Here is an 18,267-nt window from a genome sequence, read left to right as displayed (position 1 = left end):
AGTATACGCATACCGTTTAACTAAGGAATTTTGTTTGACTGATCCGATGGCTTCGGCCGAAGTGACTATGGAACATGTTGGCGGCCGCACGCTGCGCGTCGCCCGGTGGAATTTTGATAAAGTCAGCGAGCATCCGCCGATCCTGTTTTTCAATGGGATTGGCGCCAATATCGAGGCGGTTGCGCCATTGGCAGCAGAGCTGGATGATCGAGGCTTTATCATGTTTGATATGCCCGGCATTGGTCAATCGCCTGATCCGGTGATCCCGTATAATGCCGTCACCATGTGCTGGATCGCCACCCGATTGCTTGATCGTTTCGGTATCGATATCGTCGATGTTATGGGGATCAGCTGGGGCGGCGCGATGGCGCAACATTTTGCGCTTCAACACGGTGCCCGCACGCGCCGTCTGGTGTTGATCGCAACCACGGCGGGCATGATTATGGTCCCGGGGAACCTGGCGGCGCTGACCAAAATGGCCAATCCGCGCCGCTATATCGATCCTGAATTTATGGCGAAGCATTTCGAAACGCTGTATGGCGGCGCACTGGGCAATGAAATGGTTGCAGACAGCAAGGGCATACCGTCAAGCAAAAGCGGCCATATGTCGCGCCTCACCCCGCCCAGCCCGCGCGGTTATATGTATCAGCTTCTGGCGTTGCTCGGCTGGACCAGTGTACCGGCGCTGCCCTTCCTGAAAAAGCCGACCCTGATTATGATGGGCGATGACGATCAGATCGTCCCGTTGATTAACGGCAAAATGCTCAATTCGCTGATCCCAAATAGCGAACTGGTCACTATCGCTGGCGGCGGACATTTGTTCCTGCTGAGTCATAAGGATGAGAGCGTCGCTGCTATTCGTGGCCACCTCGATATGCCAGATGATGCAGAATATTCACACGCCGCTTAGGATCGGGCCCGTTCAGAGGTGAATAACCACCCCCTGCGCCGGATCGACCTTGCCGCTTAGCATGGTTGCAAATGCATCGCGCGCCGCATCGATGCCGGTGCGGGTATCAACCTCTATCGTATCACCGACATCGGTCAGGAACTGCGCCCAGCTCCTGGCGACTTCCTGCCCAAATCCGGCAGCGCCCAGTTCCTTCACCGCCTCGACCGCGTGATCGGGCGCGAAGAACAGGACCGGCTCCGGACCAGCCATATCGGCTGCTTTTCCGCCCGCTTCACCTATGTGCGTGACGCCAACGAGACAGGAATATTTAAGAGTATCGCCCAAGTGATTGTGCAGCGCGGCCAGCAAACCGGAATTGCCCGCAAAATCCACTGATACGCTGGGCACGCGCGGCAATGTCAGGGCATCATCATAGGCGACGACCTGATCATACAGCCCGCTATTTTCGACAAATTTCACATTACCCGCTGATGTGAGGCCAATGCGGCGCGTATCGGGCGAGCGATCCCTGGCAACGCTGGCCAATCCCATCGCCGTTTTCGACGAGGCGCTGGTCAGGATCACCGCCTCTGCGCCGAACCAGTGTTCCCGCCGCATGAAGCTTTCGATCAGAAAACCGGTTTTGAACAGCGGGCCAAAGATCATCCGCTCCGGCTCCTTATCGCCATTATGTTCAGGGTCGGCTGCAAGGCGGCTATACTGGTTATAGATCGGGCTCATCGGCTGGCGATGCTCGGCCATATCCATAAAGCCATGCGCGCTGACCTTGCCGGGCAACACATCCAGATGCGTGGCCATCGGCAAGTACCCATAGACCCGCTCACCCACGCTGAATTCCGCATGGTTGGACGCCTCGACAACGGCATGGCCCCACATCGGAACGATGCCGTCTTTGCCGGAAGCGGGGAAGAAATTCCAATAACCAAACCGGTCACCTGCAACCGCATAGGTCACATTGTTGGTCGTCACCGCGAAGCTTTCCACTTTTAACCGCAAACCGCCTTCGGGCAGCTCAGCGGCAGGCACATCAACGGTTGCGATCTTCGCAAGTGTATCACGCTCGACATAAACGGCTTGAGGGACGGCTTGGCTCATTGTTCTCTCCTGAAATTATATCTGTCCAAACCGTAGCGCCGCAAGGTGTCAGTGGCGAGAACGAAAGTCAGGCCGCCGGTTAAACCGCTTCGCCTTCCCAAGCGGTCGCTGCAATCGATGCGCGCTGGCGGCATTGGACCATCCACAGCGGCAGCACCTGCATTTGCGCAATACCCGCCGCACCCTCCGGCGTCAGTTCGACACCGCGCAGGACGCAATACAGGAATATATCGGCCAGTGTGAACCCGTCATTGGCCCACGCGCCATCGCGCTGCATTTCCAGATCAAGGAAGGAAAGCGTCTTCGCTATATCGGGCAAAGCCTTGGCAATGCGGCCTTTATCAAGCTCCATTCCGGCATAGCGGTGCATAATATAGGGCATGACCAATCCGCGCTCGAACAGAGGAAACAGATAGGAATTCCCCACCCCGATCCACCGGTCCATCACCGCGCGGCGCACCGGATCGGCGGGCTGCAACGCCCCGCCATTATGCGCATTGTCGATATAGGCCGCGATGGAGACGGTTTCATACATCTCCTGCCGGTCAATATGTACAACAGGTACGTTGCCAAAGGGATGCCGATTATCCGGCGAATGTGCAGGCGTGGGGATAACTTGATGCGCGAGCCCTGCCTCTTCGCAGACAATCTCGACTATGCGAACGTAAGTCGACTGAACCGGACCGAAGATTTGGACTGGCTTAAAGGTTTGCACTGGCCCCGGCTCTGGGGCCAGCTGCATCACGTGCCTAAACCCGCATCGGCATCAGCACGTACATCGCCGGGCTTTTATCGTTCTTGCGGATCAGTGTTGGCGCGCCCGCATCTGCCAAATGAAGCTCAACACTATCGCTGTCAATCTGGCTGAGAATATCTTTGAGATAATTGGCATTGAAGCCGATATCGAACCCGTCAGAGCCATATTGCGCCGCGACCTCTTCTGTCGCTGTGCCGTTATCGGGGCTGGTAACCGACAGGATGACTTTGTCAGAATCCAGAGTCATTTTCACCGCGCGGGTTTTCTCGGTGGCGATCGTCGCAACGCGGTCCACGCCTTCAAAAAAGCTCTTCGGATCAATTTTCAGCAGTTTGTCGTTACCCGTCGGGATAACGCGGCTGTAATCAGGGAAAGTGCCGTCAATCAGCTTTGAGGTCAGCACAACGCCGCCCTCGCCGCCCATAGTGAAACGGATTTTGCTGGCCGACAGATCAATCTGGACATTGCCGTCCAGCGATTCCTCCAGCAGCTTGCGCAGCTCCGCCACGGCTTTGCGCGGAACGATGACATCGGGCATCCCCTCCGCGCCGTCGGGCTGATCGATGGTGAAGCGGGCAAGCCGGTGACCATCTGTTGCCGCCGCTTTCAGGACCGATCCAGAACCAGCTGCATCATCATCCGCGACATGCAGGAAAATACCGTTCAGGTAATAGCGCGTTTCTTCGGTCGAGATTGCAAAGCGCGTGCGATCGATCAGTTCGGCCAGCAATTTGGCCGGCATCTCAAAGCTGGTCGGCAAATCGCCTTCGACAATCATCGGAAAATCATCGCGTGGTAATGTGGGCAGGGAGAACCGGCTGCGGCCCGCCTTGATCGCCATGCGGTTATCAGCGGTTTCGAGATTGACCTGGCTGCCCTCTGGCAATTTGCGAGCAATATCGAACAGCAGATGCGCAGATACGGTGATCGCTCCCGCGGTACCTACCGAGGCGGCTGCCATATTTTCGACCACTTGCAGATCAAGGTCAGTCGCCATGACTTTCAGCGATCCGCCCGCATCCGCCTCAATCAAGACGTTGGACAGGATCGGTATCGTATTGCGGCGTTCCACAACCGATTGAACGTGGGACAAACAGCGCAGCAGCGTGGCGCGTTCGATGGTGGCTTTCATAATCCGTACTTCCCCATTGCGCTTGCAGGGCCGGAATCGCCGTGTGGCGCCGGTTTTCTCCCACAGACCTTAGCGCGGGCACTTCATGGGGCAAGACGGATTTGCCCGTGGGCGGTATTCGCTTGGGGATAAAACCCTGCATAGCGGGGCCAACGGCCCGAAACGCTATCCCAGCATCGCCATGCCGCCATTCACATGCAAAGTCTGGCCCGTAATGTAAGCAGCCTCGTCCGACGCCAGATAGGCCGCAGCGGCGCCAATATCATCGCCCTCGCCCATGCGGCCCATCGGAATGCGGGCATTCAGCGCCTCTTTCTGCGCATCGGGTAAGGCGTCTGTCATCGCGGTGCGAATGAAGCCTGGCGCGATGCAATTGGCGGTGACGCCCCGGCTGGCCAATTCCTGCGCCAGGCTCTTGGTCGCGCCAACCAGACCCGCCTTGGCAGCGGCGTAATTCATTTGTCCCGGATTACCCGTGGCCCCGACTACGCTGGTGATCGAAATGATCCGTCCGTGTTTGGCCTTCATCATCGGGCGGGCGCTGGCGCGCATCAGGCGAAAGGCGGCCTCCAGATTGACTGTCATCACCTGATCCCACTCCTCATCCTTCATCCGCATCGCCAGATTATCGCGCGTGATACCGGCATTATTGACCAGAATATCCATTGAACCCAGCGTGTCTATGGTCGCAGGGACCAGCTTTTCCACGTCATTCGCATCGGACAGATTGCACGTGATCTCGACATGATCGCCGCCAAGCTCGTCATGTAATTGCTCACGAAAAATACGCAGCTTCTCACCATTGGAGCCCGAAAGGGCGAGCCGCGCGCCTTGCCTGGCCAGCGCATAGGCGATCGACGAACCGATACCGCCGCTTGCACCCGTCACAAGCGCGGTTTTTCCAGTGAGATCAAACATGCGAAGGCTCCTATAGTTCTGAGAATGTTGCTTGGGTATTGCGCAGCAGGGCTTCCATTCCCATCAGCGCGCCGATTGTGTTTTGCTGGGCCGTATCGACATCGGGCTGGAAGCGCATAATAACCATGCCGATAAACATAAAGTCGTCACTCGTCGGCTGTTTCTTTGTGTCGCCGGCACCCGTCGCAGATGTCATAATCGACCAGAACCGCTCGCGGTCCGCATCGGACAGATCTGTATCGATCTTGTCCATGACTGCCGCAGCTTCAGGATGTTTGCGCCGGATGGAACCAGCGGTGAGAGAGCCAAGGTGATACAGCCCTGCCGCGTCCGATGCAGCATCAGACCAGCCAAGCTGCCGTGCGCATTGCTGCGCGCGCTGCTCAATTATGGAGATCACCTCCACCGGACGTTTCTGTGTGTCCATGTCAGAAATCTCAAAAGCGGCGACATGGGCATCAAGGACGGCCTGCTGCTGCGCGCTATAGCCACTAGACACACAGTCCAGTTGGTCTGCTGCGTGGGCGGTGGCGGGCAGGATCGCCGCAGCCAGTGCCAGCGGGGTCAGGACATGCCTCATGACAGCTCCCTCGCCAATTCTTCAATCTGTTCCATTGTTACAATGCTGCGGATTTGGGCGTCCTTGTCGATCCGCCCGATCATGGGGCCAAGGACCTTGCCGCCCAGTTCAATGAACTGCTCGGTGCCCGCCGCCCGCATGGCCAGCACGCTTTCACGCCAGCGCACGCGGCCGGTCACTTGCTGGACCAGCAGATCACGCTCTTGTGCCGGATCATTGACGAGCGACGCTGTCACATTGGCATAGATCGGCAATACCGGCGCAGCGGGCGACGTGTCCGCAAGAGCCTGCGCCATCACATCCGCGGCAGGCTGCATGAGCGAACAATGGAACGGCGCAGAAACAGGCAAAGGCACGCCGCGCTTGATCCCGTGATCCTTTACCATCGCAACAGCGCGTTCGATCGCGCCGACATGGCCCGACAGCACGACCTGTGTCGGGTCATTATCATTGGCAAGTTCGCACACTTCGCCCTCTGCCGCAGCAGCAGCCAGCGCAAGCGCCTTGTCCACATCTGCTCCCAGCAGAGCGCACATCGCGCCCACGCCGACAGGCACGGCCGCTTGCATCGCGGTGCCGCGCAGTTTCAGCAACCGCGCTGTGTCCGATAGAGAGAACGCATCGACCGCGCAAAGCGCCGTATATTCACCAAGCGAATGGCCTGCGACACAATCGCCCGCATCCGTCAGAGACATTCCAAAATCGTGCTCCAGCACGCGCAAAGTCGCGATGGCATTGGCCATAATTGCAGGCTGCGCATTGGCTGTGAGTGTCAGTTCTTCCTCAGGTCCATCGCGCATGATGGTGGACAGGTTCTGCGACAGTGCATCATCCACCTCGTCAAACACCGCGCGGGCGGCTGCGCTGGCATCGGCCAGTTCGCGCCCCATGCCGGTTTTCTGGCTCCCCTGTCCTGGAAAAACAAACGCTCTCATTCATATGCTCCCGATGCGGCGGATCCTGCGCCTGCCCTGTACCGTGCCGCGCCTATGCGGTGAGCGCGCGTCTCGCAAGTCCGAAGGGGACAATTCTGTTGCCTGGATCATGCCCGATATCGGCATGACCCAGATAAGGAATGCCTGTTCTGCTGCACCAATAGCGGGCGATGTCATCGGGCCCGGACCCGAATGGCCGATCATTTTCAGGGATCTCGGAAATCCGGCCTAGACGCAGTCCCGCGATATCGGGCAAATGCTGCGTGATGTGGAAAAACAGGCGGTCGACCGCGTATAGATGCTCCGCCACTTCCTCCACCATGATCACATGCCCGGCAAGATCGGGCATCAGATCGGTTCCGGCCAGCATCGCCAGGGTTGTCAGGTTAAACGCTGCCGTGGGGCGGTTATCCAGAGACGGTTCCAGGCCGCTGTCTGAACCGCCCAGCCAATCGAGCACGCGATGTATCGCATCCGCCCCGCCATCACGGCGGATATCGCCAGCCAGCGGCGCGTGGACTGCCTGTCCGATACCGGCGCGGTATAGAGCCGCAAGCAGATATCCGGTGTCCGAATATCCTAGAAACGGCTTGGAACGCGCCGACTGTGTCATCCCGGCGATGGCATCTGCCGCGATCCGGTTGGCGCCGTAACCGCCCATCGCGAACCAAACGGCATCCACATCGGGATCATTCGCGCATTCGAGCAGTGCCGCCAGCCGGGTCTGATCGTCACCTGCAAAATGCCCGTGCCGTGCAAAACATTGCCTGTGGAAAATCAGCTCCACATCGGGCCGACCGGCTACGATATCCAATACCGCATCGGCGCGTTCCCGCTCCAGCCGTTTTCCCGGCGCACAAACTGCAATTCGTCTCATTCTGGCATGTAGCCAGCTTGCCAGGCAGCGCACAACTGCATACCGCACCGCGCATGAGCGAATTCCCCACTTATGAAGAGCTTTTGGCGCGGCCATTCTTTTTCTGCGGCATCGGCGGATCGGGCATGTTGCCCCTTGCGCAAATCCTGAAAGGGCGCGGCGCGGCTGTGGCCGGGTCTGACCGCAGCCGCGATCAGGGCCGCACGCCGGAAAAATTTGCCGCGCTGGAAAAACAAGGCTTCACGCTGTTTCCGCAGGACGGCAGCGGTATGGTGTCAGCCGATCAGATACTTGTCGCCTCGGCTGCGGTAGAGGACACGATCCCCGAAGTCATGCGCGCAAACACGCTCGGCTGCCTGCGGATGACCCGTGCCCAATTGCTCTCGATCCTGTTCAATACTTCGGGCGCAGGTATCGGCATTGCGGGAACCAGCGGCAAATCGACAGTAACCGGAATGCTCGGCTGGATAGTATTCGCCGCCAACAATGATCCGACCGTAATGAACGGTGCGGTGATGAAAAACTTTGTCAGTGCAGAGCGGCCTTTTGCCAGCGCCATAGTCGGCGGCGCGGGGCCGTTCATCAGCGAAGTGGATGAGAGCGATGGCTCTATCGCGCTCTACCGTCCCTCTGTCGGTGTGCTGCTGAATGTCAGCCTCGACCATAAAAGCATGGCGGAATTGCGCGTTTTGTTCGGCGATTTTCTGGAACGTAGCAGCGTCGCGGTGATCAATGCGGACGATGCAGAGGCCCTTGCCCTGCTGCCCCGCGCGCAGAAAGCCATCACATTTGGCATAGAGCAAAACAAAGCGCAGATTGGCGTGGTGCCCGGCAGCATTGCCGATGGCCCGATCCGCCAGGCTGCGACGATTGTCGACCGGCATGATGGCAGTGAACATCCGCTGGTGCTGCATATGCCCGGACGTCACAATCTATCCAACGCACTGGCCGCGATTGCGGGCGCGGTGGCGGCGGGCGTTTCGACTGCAGCAGCTGTGGCGGCGCTCGCCGGTTTTGAAGGGCTCGCCCGCCGGTTCAACATTATCGGCACGAGCGATAGCGGCATTACCGTGATCGATGATTTTGGCCACAATCCGGAAAAATGCGCAGCGACTTTGCGCACGCTAAAAAGCCATCCGGGCCGCGTCATCGCGTTTTTCCAGCCGCATGGTTACGGTCCGCTGCGCCAGATGGGCCATGAACTGGCCGAGACGTTTGCGCGCGAGCTGGGCCCTGAGGACGTTACCATCCTGTGCGATCCGGTCTATTTTGGCGGTACTGTGGACCGCAGCATTGGCAGCGAGCGGATTGTCACATTGATCGAGGAGGCAGGCGGGCTGGCCGATCACGTTCCCACGCGCGAGGATTGCGGCAAGCTGATCGCATCGATGGCCAAACCGGGCGACCGGATTGTCGTGATGGGCGCGCGCGATGATACGCTAACAGAATTTGCCCGCCACTTGCTCGAAGCTCTCTAGATCACCGAAACCCCGGCATTTCCATCGCAATGGCTGGTCCATCGCAATGGCTGGTCCATCGCAATGGCCGGAACACAGCCATCGCGGGCCAGCAAATGGTCTAGAAAATCATTCAGCCGCGGCGCTGGATACTCTGCCACGCCAATCCGGCTGGCATGGCATAGCGCATCTATGAAGGATGGGACTGAACCATTCAGCCGTCAATGCGCGCCTGCCTCGTCGCTATGCCCGACTTTCAATAGCTTGTGCAGAACGAAGACGATCACCGCGCCCACCACCAGCGCCAACACTGCCGACAGCGCCGCATAGGTCAGCCAACCCAGCAAACCGCCCAATGCGCCCGTGGTCGACTGGACCGCAGATTCCAGACCATGCGTTGCATCATACAGGGCATGGAAGCCAAGCTCATGCGTGCCGTGCAGCAATATGCCGCCGCCGACCCACAGCATCGCGATGGTACCGATAAAACTCAGCGCGGTGAGCAAATGCGGCACAAAGGCGACCAGACCGCGCCCGAAACTGCGCGCAAGTTGCGATTTCTTTTTGGTCAGATAGAGCCCGATATCATCCATTTTGACGATGATCGCGACTGCACCATAGACCGCGACCGTGACCAGAATTGCCACCAGAGCCAGCGCCAATCCGCGTTCCCACCACGTGTCGAGATCAATCTCGTTCAGAGTGATCGCCATGATTTCAGCCGACAGGATCAGATCGGTTCGGATCGCGCCGGCAATACGCTGTTTCTCAAACTGTTCGGGATTTACGATCTCGTCATCCAGCGTTTTGCCGTGTTTGGCCCCGCCCAGCTTTTCGATGACTTTTTCTGCACCCTCATAGGCGAGATAGGCCCCGCCCAGCATCAATATGAAGATGATCGCGCCGGGAAGAAATTCACTAAGCAGAATAGCGCCGGGCAATAATATCAGCAGCTTGTTCTTGAAACTGCCTTTGGTGATGCTCCAGATAATCGGCAATTCGCGCGCCGGAGACAGACCGGTGACATAGCTTGGTGTGACTGCGGCATCGTCGATCACCACGCCTGCGGTCTTGGCCCCTGCCCGGCTGGCCGCAACGGTGATATCATCAACCGATGCCGCCGCCGTTTTGGCGATAATCGAAATGTCGTCCAATAAAGCAACCAAACCCCCGGGCACGCAATTCTCCTGCAAAAGCCGCAATCAAGCGGCGGATGTACGCAGAGTTGGCCGCTTTGGCGAGAGGGTAAAAGCGCGCCGCCGGCCAATCTGCTTTTTCCTTGCCATTTTTGCGGGCCGCGTTAATAGCGCGCCTGTGTTGCCATATGGCGGCAAATTGAAGAAAGCCGGAGGGGCCCCGCAATGGTGCGGATCAGCCAGCGATCGGCATTACAATGCGAAGGAAGCGAAGATGGCTCATTACGAGCATGTCTTTCTCGCGCGTCAGGATTTGAGCCAGGCTCAAGTGGACGCGCTGGCTGCATCAGCCACAGAGATTATCGAAGCAAATGACGGTAAGGTCACCAAGACTGAAACTTGGGGCCTGAAAAATCTTGCCTATAAGATCGACCGTAACCGCAAGGCGCATTTCGTGCTGCTCAACATCGAAGGCCCCGGCTCGGTTGTTGCAGAACTCGAACGCCAGACCCGCATCAATGAAGACGTTATCCGTTACATGACGATCCGTATGGATACGCCGGAAGACGGACCGTCCGTCATGATGCGCAAAAATGACCGTGAGCGTAAGAAACGCTCTGACCGCGAGGAGCGCAGCTAATGGCACGTCCTTTCTTCCGTCGCCGCAAATCCTGTCCGTTTTCGGGCAAGGGCGCGCCCGTCATCGACTATAAAGACGTGCGTCTGTTGCAAGGCTTCATGTCCGAGCGCGGCAAGATCGTCCCTAGCCGGATCACTGCCGTATCCGCCAAAAAGCAGCGCGAGCTGGCCAAGGCAATCAAGCGCGCACGCCATATCGGCCTGCTGCCATATATCGTTAAGTAAGGGAGAAGGCACATGGATATCATTCTCCTCGAACGGATCGAGAAGCTCGGCACAATCGGTGATATCGTCACCGTGAAAGACGGCTATGCCCGTAACTTCCTGCTGCCTAACAAGAAAGCCTTGCGCGCCAATGCGGCCAACAAAGCCGTCTTCGAAGCCAACCGCGAACGGCTTGAAAAGGAAAACGCTGAAAAAGCTGCAGAAGCTGAGACAACTGGCGAGAAAATCGCCGGAGCAGAAGTCGTTCTGATCCGCGCATCGTCAAACTCCGGCCAGCTTTACGGTTCGGTAACGGTGCGTGACATTGTCGAAGGACTGACGGCGCAAGGCCACGAAGTGACCAAGAAGCAAGTCATCCTTGGTGCACCGATCAAAACGATCGGCATGTTTGATGTCAATCTGCGGCTGCACGCGGAAGTTGATATCGTGGTCAAGGCCAACGTCGCCCGCAGTGATGATGAAGCCGAACTGCAACGCCAGGGCGTAGATGTTCTGGCCGCCATGTTCGAAGAAGAGCAGAGCGAAAAAGAAGGCTTCACCGAAGCTGTCGATCCTTCGCTTGAGCCCGGCGAAATTCCGGCCGACATGCTGGAAGGCGGCGCGGAAACCGATACTGCTTCGCAAGACACGACCGAAGAAACCGCAGCCGGGTAAATATCTGGTCAGCGTGTCCTTCGGGCTGAATACAAGGCGCGGCTCCTATCGGGAACCGCGCCTTTTTTGGTTGCCGGCGCATCAAATCAGCCGGGCAGACTTTGAATTGTAATGCAGAACGCGCTATCTGCCCGAGATGAAAATAGTAGAGCACATTATCGGCGAATTGGACCGCCAGTATCATCAATCTGTCGAGCGGCTGCGCGCAGACGTTATCGCCTTTGCCCGCAGCGGCGCATTGCCTTCCAAAAACCGCCGCACAGATGGCAGCTATGCCTATCCCGAACTGGTCATGCGTTTCAAAGGCGGCAGACAGCCCGAAGACCGCAGCCGGGCCTTTGGCCGTCTGAATGAACCGGGCACCTATGCCACCACTGTCACGCGCCCCGCGATGTTTGCCGATTATCTGCGCGAACAGCTCGATCTGATCGGCAGCGATTACGATGTGGAACTGGAGGCGCGCACCTCCAAACAGGAAATCCCCTTCCCCTATGTACTGGATGGGGAAACCGCCGCCGAATTGTCGGGGATTATCCCGCAGGAGATCGCCCGCCATTTTCCCAGCACAGAACTGGCCGATATTGGCGATGAACTGGCGGACGGGATCGAGATAGACGGCAGCGGCGACTCCATCCCGCTATCGCTGTTTGACGGGCTGCGGACCGATTTCAGTCTGGCACGCCTCGCCCATTATACCGGCACCGATACGCAGCATTTCCAACGCTTCATCCTGTTCACCAACTATCACCGCTATGTCGATGAATTCGTGGACTGGGCGGGCAGGCAATTGGGTAAGGATGGTTATACCGCGCTGGCCGGTGCTGGCGGGCTGTATCTGGAGGAGGCCACCGATCATGCGGCCAGCCAGCTCTCCGATACCGCATGGCGCAAACACCAGATGCCCGCCTATCATCTGATCGGCGAAGGGCGCGGCGGGATTACGCTGGTCAATATCGGCGTTGGTCCGTCTAACGCAAAAACCATCTGCGATCACCTGGCGGTGCTGCGGCCCGAGGCATGGCTGATGATTGGCCATTGCGGCGGGTTGCGCCCGACGCAGAAGATCGGCGATTACGTCCTCGCCCATGCCTATTTGCGCGATGATCATGTGCTCGATCCGGTATTGCCGCCTGAAATCCCCTTGCCCGCGATCGCCGAGGTCCAGCAGGCCCTTGCCGGAGCGGCTGAGGCGGTCAGCGGAGAGCATGGCGCGGATCTGAAAAAGCGCATGCGGACGGGGACCATTGTCACCACCGACGACCGCAATTGGGAACTGCGCTACACCACCAGCGCAAAACGCCTTTCACTCAGCCGCGCAGTCGGCATCGACATGGAAAGCGCCACCATCGCCGCGCAAGGATACCGCTTCCGCGTCCCATACGGCACGCTCCTATGTGTTTCGGACAAGCCGCTCCATGGCGAGATTAAAATGCCCGGCCAAGCGAACAAGTTTTACGAGGAAGCCATCGCCGCCCACCTGATGATCGGCGTAACCGCCTGCAATTTGCTGCGCGGGGAAGGGAATAGGCTGCACAGCCGTAAACTGCGGGCGTTTAACGAGCCGCCGTTTCGATAAGGTGCCCTGCAACGCCGAGGCAGCTTGACACTTGCTTGACACAATTGACACTGTGTCAAGTTACTCCAAATCCAGTATGTTGTTGATTTTCAATATTTTATTGCAAAGTCAGGCATGATGGCATTGACAGGAGGGCCCCGCCCCGTTCCGTAGTGGTTTCAGAAGCTGTGCATTGCTGGCGATGCCAAAAGCCGACCCGGAATGTAACGCTGAAAATTAAAGACATCACTTGGAGATAGCGTATTCAATCCATGTAGGAAAATGGATGTCTTGCGAAAAAGCCGTCGCCGCGCATTTGATGTTCGGCTTAGCTGGATCAATGTAGTTAGGGACGAAAGTAGCCAGTAGCACTCGCGGGCCGTGCAATATTGTGCTTTCGAAGCAATGCCTTGTAAGGATAATATGCAAGCTTTCTTATCAGCATTTGAATGTGCCTTGGCCTTAACCGAATAACAGCGAGCGCATCACCCCTTACCCTTCGTCTTGGTCTTCCCCTCTTTCGCATTGGCCGCGATGAAATCGATGATCTGGCCAGCAATATCCTTGCCCGTGGCATTCTCGATACCCTCCAGCCCCGGCGAGCTGTTTACTTCCATAATCACTGGCCCATGATTGCTGCGAAGCAGATCGACGCCGCATACATTCAGGCCCATAACCTTTGCCGCGCGGACCGCCGTGCTGCGTTCTTCGGGCGTGATCTTGACCAATTGCGCGCTGCCGCCGCGGTGCAGGTTGCTGCGAAATTCGCCCTCTGCCCCCTGCCGTTTCATCGCGGCGACAACTTTGCCGCCCACGACCAGACAGCGTATGTCCGATCCGCCCGCTTCCTTGATGAATTCCTGTACCATGATCGCGATATTTGCGCCGCGAAACGCCTCGATAATCGACGCACCGCCTTTCAGCGTTTCAGCCAGGACGACTCCGATGCCCTGCGTCCCTTCCAGCAATTTGATCACCACGGGCGGACCGTTTACTGCTTTGATAATCGCTTCGGCCTGTTTGGGATCATTGGCATAGGCGGTCAGCGGCAGACCCAGCCCGTATTTGGCCATGATCTGGGTGCTGCGCAATTTGTCACGGCTTCGCCCGATCGCGACGCTTTCATTGAGTGACCACACACCGCCCATTTCAAACTGGCGCAACACGGCAAGGCCATAGGCGGTGATCGATGCGCCGATACGCGGTATCACCGCCTCATATCCGCGCAGCGTTTCACCCTTATAGGTCACGGTCGGCCGGTGGCTGGCGATATTTACGGTGCAGCGCGTGGTATTGAGAATATCCAGCGTATGGCCGCGCTGCTCCGCCGCCTCCACCAGCCGTTTATGCGAATACAGGGCCGGGTTGCGTGCAAGCATGGCGATTTTCATAGAAATTCTTCCTTTGCGTCTTCCCGATTGGAGATGAGGAATGATCGTCCGGGATTGACGAGGTACCTGTTTTTGAGCGCAGTGCGGCCGACCAGCATCGGGAACACCATGTCGGATCGGTCCGCCAGACTGAATTCGGCACGGAATGTATGTGCGCCCATGCTCAGAACGGTTTTTACAATCAGCCGTTCCTCCGCCGTGCCGTTCGAGCTGGTTATGGTGCGGTGGGCCACGCGGATGGCTTCGCAATGACGATAGGCTTTACCCGCGCCAAAGTCGAGGTCGAACCGGGCGACCTCCTCGCCATCACGGTCAAACAGGTCGATATTCACCGCATGGAGCGATGACGTGCGCGCGCCCGTATCGATCTTGGCCGGAATGCCGGTAATATCAAGCTCGGGAAGAGAGACGACCTCGCGCCAGCCGACAGTGTGTTTTTCCATAGCGTTGATGCATTGCCCCCAATCATTACCCTGATGAGGCTATGTAGCCATGATCGGGCCGCTTGAACACGCTCAATACCTTGCCACCTGTTCATCACCATCGCCGCCGGGCACGGCGCCGATAATAATCGCGACATGCTGGGCGGCACAATAGGGGCGGCGGTAACCCCGCCGGTCTGCCGCTGAAAAAAACAGGCACTGCTGCGCTGTCAAACCTGTGTCCATCGGCAATCAGGAGGCGAGAAAATCCACCAGAGCATCACCCAACGCGGCCTGCGTCACCGATCCCATATGAGTGCCCGCAATCTCGACATAATGCGCATCGGGCAATGCTTCGGCGAGCGCCGTGGCGGAACCGTTATCCGTATCGTGATCGCCGCATAAAATCATGGTCGGCATCGTCAGCGCGGCAAGTTCCGCCACTGCGGTATCCGCCACCGATTGCAGCAGCAACCGCGCCGCCACCAGATCGACCTGCATCGTTTTCATAAACGCCGCTGACATAAAGGCGGGGTCGCCGCGCTTGATGTCGTCAAACCGGTCGATCGCATCGATGAAAAACGCCGCGCGGTTGTTCCAGCCCGATAGCCCTTCCAGACCCATGCCCGACAGAACCAGCTTGCGCGGACGCAATCCGCCAATCACCGCGCGCGCGGCAGTGCGTGCACCGAGTGAAAAGCCAACCAGATCGAAATCCGTCAGGCCCAGCGCATCGGCCACCGCCGCCACATCTTTGGCCAGCACGTCATTGGGATACGCATCGGGATCATGCGGCGCGGCGCTGCGGCCATGCGCGCGCAGATCGGGCATAATCACTGCGCATCCCGCATCGACCAGCTTCTGCGCATGGCCGAATTTGACCCAGTTCATCTGCGCATCGGAGAACAATCCGTGCAGCAGCAGGACCGAACGCCCCTCGCCCATCCGGTGCACGGCGAGCTCTATACCGTCAAACGACGGAATCTGCCGAGTTTGAAGCGCAGTCACAGTTCCGCCAAACCGTGCTCGTTCATGCGCCATAGAACCATTTCGATCCGGTCCTGCCCGAAGAATGGCTCTCCATCGAACACCAGTGTCGGCACGCCCCAATGGCCAGCCGCTTCCAGCGCGGATTGATTCGCGGCAATCTCTGCATCAAGGCTGTCTGGCTCGGCTTCCACTTCAGACAGTAACGCCTCCCAATCGAGGCCCGCCTTGATCGCCGCATTCGGCAAATGATCGCCCTCGTTCCAGCCTTCGGTGCCGCCCCAGATCAGCGTGGCGACTTCATCGGCAAAGACCAACCCCTTACCCTGGCGCGCGGCGGCTTGCCCCAACCGCGTGAGCCGGAAGATATGCGGCTGGTCCTCGGCGATTTCGCGGGTCGTCATATTCTGGACAATCGGATCGGGCTTGGGCGGCGCGAATTTTATGCCGTGAAACTGCGCCACGCGCATCATATCGCGGATCGTGTAGCCGAGCCAATTGGGGTGATTGCGCTCAAAGAAATCCGGTTCGCGAATGGCCAGCGGATAGACCGGTCGCAGGTCAATCTCCACATCAAACATGTCCGCCAGGGCCCGGTACCGGCCAATCGCCAGATAGCTGTAGGGGGAGCGAAAGGAGAAATAGAGCTGTGCGTTCAAGGTCATACCGTATGTTAGCTCATTTATTGGAATTCAGAAACCGGAGAGCAACGTCTACTTGACCCGTTAGCATGCTGGTTTGGTGGATGGACAGAAAATGGCGCGCAATGACCGGGGGGTTTTTACGGCAATGCTCGGCCTTGACCCAATAATCGGCCGCATTTTCAAAAACCTTGGTATCGCGTTCGCTTTCGAGCCCCCAATTGGCGTATGTCTTATGCGTGTGCCCGCAGATCGATGGAAGTCGTTTCACAATTGACGTATCGTGACTGATCGTTGGAGCGTAGGCAATCACGCCGTCAAGCAATTCCGGGTGGCGGACGGCAAAATCAAGCGCATACAGGCCAGACAGGGAATGCCCGACGAGATATCGCTCGGACCGGATAAAGGGCCGACTTTCAATCGACGGAAACAATTCCCGAACCAGAAAAGCATCATATCGATCGGATCGCCCTGCTATTGTGGGCCTCCAACTGGCCGGCGTGCTGCGTTCCGGGCGAAAGTCTTCATCACGACTTTTCGGCGATTCAATCGCCACGATTTTAGGTAGCTCCTCCCCGCGCAAGAAAGCTGTGACGGAAAAAATCACCGCCGATGCCAGCCCATTTCTGAGCGATTGACCATCCAGCACATAGACTATGCGTGTGTGAGATCCGGGATTAAAGACACGGTACTCTCGCGGACCGCCTAGTGCCTCTGACTGAATTACGTCGTCGGCGCTGCCATACCACTGCCAACCGGAGAGCACCGCCAAACTGACAACCAATACGGCCAGACTGCCCGCGACCAGACTGCGCAGCATCATGTCACCAAAGGCATGATTTCTTATCCCGGTACTGGCGTATCGCTCATCACCCCTTTTTCAAATGCGTCCGGCCCAGCAATTCGGCGATTTGTACCGCGTTGAGCGCCGCGCCTTTGCGGAGGTTATCCGATACGCACCACAGGATCAGGCCGTTATCGACGGTCGGGTCTTCGCGCACGCGGCTGATATAGGTGGCGCTGTCGCCGGCGCATTCTACCGGAGTGACATAGCCGCCATCTTCGCGCTTATCGATCAGCATGATGCCCGGCGCCTCGCGCAGGATATCCTGCGCTTCCTTGGCCGAAATCTCGTTCTCAAACTCGATATTTATGGCTTCGGAGTGGCCGACAAAGACCGGCACACGCACGCAGGTCGCCGACAGTTTGATCTTGGGATCGAGGATTTTCTTCGTCTCCGCGACCATTTTCCATTCTTCCTTGGTCGATCCATCGTCCAGGAAAACATCGATATGCGGGATCACGTTAAACGCGATCTGCTTGGTAAAAGTCTCAGGCTCCGGCTTGTCACCCACGAAAATCGCGCGGCTTTGTTCAAACAGTTCATCCATGCCCGATTTGCCCGCGCCCGATACCGATTGGTATGTGGACACGACGACACGCTTGATTTTTGCGGCATCGTGCAGCGGTTTGAGCGCGACGACCATCTGCGCGGTCGAGCAATTGGGATTGGCGATGATATTGCGCTTCGTATAGCCGTCAATCGCATCGGGGTTCACTTCGGGTACGATCAGCGGAACATCGGGGTCCATCCGGTAGAGCGAGCTATTGTCGATCACCACGCAGCCCGCCGCAGCCGCCTTAGGTGCGTATTCCTTGGCCACAGATGATCCGGCGGCGAACAGCGCAATGTCCCAGCCCGCCCAATCGAAATGTTCGATATTCCTGCATTTGAGCATTCTGCCGGTTTCGCCAAATTCCACTTCGATGCCTTGCGAGCGAGAACTGGCGACAGCGGCGATGTCCTCGATCGGAAATTCACGCTCTGCCAGAACGGCCATAACTTCGCGCCCGACATTTCCTGTCGCGCCCACCACGACTACCCGATACCCCACGATGATTCTCCTCAAGCTGCCCGAAACGGCGCCGTGCTTGCACCAATATGCGCAGCCT

Annotated in this window: 22 protein-coding genes; 6 read left to right on the top strand and 16 right to left on the bottom strand. The window is 57.9% G+C overall.

What is annotated here, in order from left to right:
• Positions 1–34: 34 nt before the first annotated feature.
• The gene (locus WA922_RS12315; protein WP_424772002.1) at positions 35–910 is read left to right on the top strand and encodes an alpha/beta fold hydrolase; all 876 of its coding nucleotides are present in this window, start codon (positions 35–37) and stop codon (positions 908–910) included.
• Positions 911–922: 12 nt separating this feature from the next.
• On the opposite strand, the gene WA922_RS12310 is transcribed toward WA922_RS12315, so the two are convergent.
• The 7 genes from WA922_RS12310 to WA922_RS12280 form a co-directional block, all read right to left on the bottom strand.
• Entirely contained in the window at positions 923–2,008 is a 1,086-nt protein-coding gene (locus WA922_RS12310) for a DUF2855 family protein (RefSeq protein ID WP_424772001.1), read from the bottom strand.
• 79 nt (positions 2,009–2,087) lie between these two features.
• On the bottom strand, positions 2,088–2,750 hold the full coding sequence (locus WA922_RS12305) for a glutathione S-transferase family protein (RefSeq protein WP_424772044.1): 663 nt from the start codon (positions 2,748–2,750) through the stop codon (positions 2,088–2,090).
• A gap of 7 nt (positions 2,751–2,757) precedes the next feature.
• The gene (dnaN, locus tag WA922_RS12300) at positions 2,758–3,897 is read right to left on the bottom strand and encodes a DNA polymerase III subunit beta (RefSeq protein ID WP_424772000.1); all 1,140 of its coding nucleotides are present in this window, start codon (positions 3,895–3,897) and stop codon (positions 2,758–2,760) included.
• Positions 3,898–4,062: 165 nt separating this feature from the next.
• Positions 4,063–4,815, bottom strand: a complete 753-nt coding sequence (fabG, locus tag WA922_RS12295; protein ID WP_424771999.1) for a 3-oxoacyl-[acyl-carrier-protein] reductase — start codon at positions 4,813–4,815, stop codon at positions 4,063–4,065.
• A 10-nt stretch (positions 4,816–4,825) separates the two neighbouring features.
• The gene (locus tag WA922_RS12290; RefSeq protein WP_424771998.1) at positions 4,826–5,395 is read right to left on the bottom strand and encodes a hypothetical protein; all 570 of its coding nucleotides are present in this window, start codon (positions 5,393–5,395) and stop codon (positions 4,826–4,828) included.
• Positions 5,392–6,330 carry an ACP S-malonyltransferase gene (gene fabD / locus WA922_RS12285; protein WP_424771997.1) on the bottom strand — a complete coding sequence of 313 codons (939 nt, stop codon included), beginning with the start codon at positions 6,328–6,330 and terminating at the stop codon, positions 5,392–5,394. Before fabD ends, WA922_RS12290 begins: the two co-directional genes overlap by 4 nt.
• Before the next feature lie 52 nt (positions 6,331–6,382).
• Positions 6,383–7,207 (bottom strand): LD-carboxypeptidase, encoded by an 825-nt coding sequence (locus WA922_RS12280; protein ID WP_424771996.1) that lies wholly within the window; start codon positions 7,205–7,207, stop codon positions 6,383–6,385.
• A 53-nt stretch (positions 7,208–7,260) separates the two neighbouring features.
• On the opposite strand from WA922_RS12280, the gene WA922_RS12275 reads away from it, so the two are divergent.
• The gene (locus WA922_RS12275) at positions 7,261–8,685 is read left to right on the top strand and encodes a glutamate ligase domain-containing protein (RefSeq protein WP_424771995.1); all 1,425 of its coding nucleotides are present in this window, start codon (positions 7,261–7,263) and stop codon (positions 8,683–8,685) included.
• Here the strand turns inward: WA922_RS12275 and WA922_RS12270 are convergent.
• A complete protein-coding gene (locus tag WA922_RS12270; protein WP_424771994.1) occupies positions 8,682–8,825 on the bottom strand; it encodes a hypothetical protein in 144 nt (47 codons plus the stop codon). The genes WA922_RS12275 and WA922_RS12270 overlap by 4 nt on opposite strands.
• Before the next feature lie 60 nt (positions 8,826–8,885).
• Positions 8,886–9,842: a DUF808 domain-containing protein gene (locus WA922_RS12265; protein ID WP_424771993.1), complete on the bottom strand. Its 957-nt coding sequence runs from the start codon at positions 9,840–9,842 to the stop codon at positions 8,886–8,888.
• A gap of 232 nt (positions 9,843–10,074) precedes the next feature.
• Between WA922_RS12265 and rpsF the strand changes: the two genes are divergently transcribed.
• The 4 genes from rpsF (at position 10,075) to WA922_RS12245 (ending at position 12,894) form a co-directional block, all read left to right on the top strand.
• Positions 10,075–10,440, top strand: a complete 366-nt coding sequence (rpsF, locus tag WA922_RS12260) for a 30S ribosomal protein S6 (protein WP_424771992.1) — start codon at positions 10,075–10,077, stop codon at positions 10,438–10,440.
• Positions 10,440–10,664: a 30S ribosomal protein S18 gene (gene rpsR / locus WA922_RS12255; RefSeq protein ID WP_424771991.1), complete on the top strand. Its 225-nt coding sequence runs from the start codon at positions 10,440–10,442 to the stop codon at positions 10,662–10,664. Before rpsF ends, rpsR begins: the two co-directional genes overlap by 1 nt.
• Positions 10,665–10,676: 12 nt before the next feature.
• Complete coding sequence (gene rplI / locus WA922_RS12250) at positions 10,677–11,318, top strand: 50S ribosomal protein L9 (protein WP_424771990.1); 642 nt, start codon at positions 10,677–10,679, stop codon at positions 11,316–11,318.
• A 136-nt stretch (positions 11,319–11,454) separates the two neighbouring features.
• Positions 11,455–12,894: an AMP nucleosidase gene (locus WA922_RS12245; RefSeq protein ID WP_424771989.1), complete on the top strand. Its 1,440-nt coding sequence runs from the start codon at positions 11,455–11,457 to the stop codon at positions 12,892–12,894.
• Between the two features lie 464 nt (positions 12,895–13,358).
• On the opposite strand, the gene rimK is transcribed toward WA922_RS12245, so the two are convergent.
• The 7 genes from rimK to WA922_RS12210 form a co-directional block, all read right to left on the bottom strand.
• On the bottom strand, positions 13,359–14,264 hold the full coding sequence (gene rimK, locus WA922_RS12240; RefSeq protein ID WP_424771988.1) for a 30S ribosomal protein S6--L-glutamate ligase: 906 nt from the start codon (positions 14,262–14,264) through the stop codon (positions 13,359–13,361).
• Positions 14,261–14,707, bottom strand: a complete 447-nt coding sequence (locus WA922_RS12235) for an ATP-dependent zinc protease (RefSeq protein WP_424771987.1) — start codon at positions 14,705–14,707, stop codon at positions 14,261–14,263. The genes rimK and WA922_RS12235 overlap by 4 nt, the downstream gene beginning before the upstream one ends.
• 72 nt (positions 14,708–14,779) lie before the next feature.
• The gene (locus WA922_RS12230) at positions 14,780–14,920 is read right to left on the bottom strand and encodes a hypothetical protein (RefSeq protein WP_424771986.1); all 141 of its coding nucleotides are present in this window, start codon (positions 14,918–14,920) and stop codon (positions 14,780–14,782) included.
• An 18-nt stretch (positions 14,921–14,938) separates the two neighbouring features.
• Complete coding sequence (locus WA922_RS12225; RefSeq protein ID WP_424771985.1) at positions 14,939–15,727, bottom strand: alpha/beta fold hydrolase; 789 nt, start codon at positions 15,725–15,727, stop codon at positions 14,939–14,941.
• A complete protein-coding gene (locus WA922_RS12220) occupies positions 15,691–16,338 on the bottom strand; it encodes a 2-hydroxychromene-2-carboxylate isomerase (protein ID WP_424771984.1) in 648 nt (215 codons plus the stop codon). Before WA922_RS12220 ends, WA922_RS12225 begins: the two co-directional genes overlap by 37 nt.
• Positions 16,339–16,351: 13 nt before the next feature.
• A complete protein-coding gene (locus tag WA922_RS12215; RefSeq protein WP_424771983.1) occupies positions 16,352–17,137 on the bottom strand; it encodes an alpha/beta hydrolase-fold protein in 786 nt (261 codons plus the stop codon).
• Between the two features lie 46 nt (positions 17,138–17,183).
• A complete protein-coding gene (locus WA922_RS12210) occupies positions 17,184–18,209 on the bottom strand; it encodes an aspartate-semialdehyde dehydrogenase (protein WP_424771982.1) in 1,026 nt (341 codons plus the stop codon).
• Between the last annotated feature and the right edge of the window lie 58 nt (positions 18,210–18,267).

The organism is Pontixanthobacter sp. (assembly GCF_049682855.1).
GTDB lineage: Bacteria > Pseudomonadota > Alphaproteobacteria > Sphingomonadales > Sphingomonadaceae > Pontixanthobacter.
The sequence above is the reverse complement of the archived record's forward strand: the minus strand, read 5'-3'. Positions and strand labels throughout refer to the sequence as shown.

Excerpts from the sequence above, each read along its gene's own strand:
- WA922_RS12225 (WP_424771985.1), bottom strand. The coding sequence starts at position 15,727 with ATGGCGCATGAACGAGCACGGTTTGGCGGAACTGTGACTGCGCTTCAA.
- WA922_RS12215 (WP_424771983.1), bottom strand. The coding sequence starts at position 17,137 with ATGATGCTGCGCAGTCTGGTCGCGGGCAGTCTGGCCGTATTGGTTGTC.
- WA922_RS12275 (WP_424771995.1), top strand. The coding sequence starts at position 7,261 with ATGAGCGAATTCCCCACTTATGAAGAGCTTTTGGCGCGGCCATTCTTT.
- rplI (WP_424771990.1), top strand. The coding sequence starts at position 10,677 with ATGGATATCATTCTCCTCGAACGGATCGAGAAGCTCGGCACAATCGGT.
- WA922_RS12220 (WP_424771984.1), bottom strand. The coding sequence starts at position 16,338 with ATGACCTTGAACGCACAGCTCTATTTCTCCTTTCGCTCCCCCTACAGC.
- WA922_RS12305 (WP_424772044.1), bottom strand. The coding sequence starts at position 2,750 with ATGCAGCTGGCCCCAGAGCCGGGGCCAGTGCAAACCTTTAAGCCAGTC.
- WA922_RS12235 (WP_424771987.1), bottom strand. The coding sequence starts at position 14,707 with ATGGAAAAACACACTGTCGGCTGGCGCGAGGTCGTCTCTCTTCCCGAG.
- dnaN (WP_424772000.1), bottom strand. The coding sequence starts at position 3,897 with ATGAAAGCCACCATCGAACGCGCCACGCTGCTGCGCTGTTTGTCCCAC.
- rimK (WP_424771988.1), bottom strand. The coding sequence starts at position 14,264 with ATGAAAATCGCCATGCTTGCACGCAACCCGGCCCTGTATTCGCATAAA.
- WA922_RS12310 (WP_424772001.1), bottom strand. The coding sequence starts at position 2,008 with ATGAGCCAAGCCGTCCCTCAAGCCGTTTATGTCGAGCGTGATACACTT.
- rpsR (WP_424771991.1), top strand. The coding sequence starts at position 10,440 with ATGGCACGTCCTTTCTTCCGTCGCCGCAAATCCTGTCCGTTTTCGGGC.
- WA922_RS12290 (WP_424771998.1), bottom strand. The coding sequence starts at position 5,395 with ATGAGGCATGTCCTGACCCCGCTGGCACTGGCTGCGGCGATCCTGCCC.
- fabG (WP_424771999.1), bottom strand. The coding sequence starts at position 4,815 with ATGTTTGATCTCACTGGAAAAACCGCGCTTGTGACGGGTGCAAGCGGC.
- WA922_RS12280 (WP_424771996.1), bottom strand. The coding sequence starts at position 7,207 with ATGAGACGAATTGCAGTTTGTGCGCCGGGAAAACGGCTGGAGCGGGAA.
- fabD (WP_424771997.1), bottom strand. The coding sequence starts at position 6,330 with ATGAGAGCGTTTGTTTTTCCAGGACAGGGGAGCCAGAAAACCGGCATG.
- WA922_RS12245 (WP_424771989.1), top strand. The coding sequence starts at position 11,455 with ATGAAAATAGTAGAGCACATTATCGGCGAATTGGACCGCCAGTATCAT.
- rpsF (WP_424771992.1), top strand. The coding sequence starts at position 10,075 with ATGGCTCATTACGAGCATGTCTTTCTCGCGCGTCAGGATTTGAGCCAG.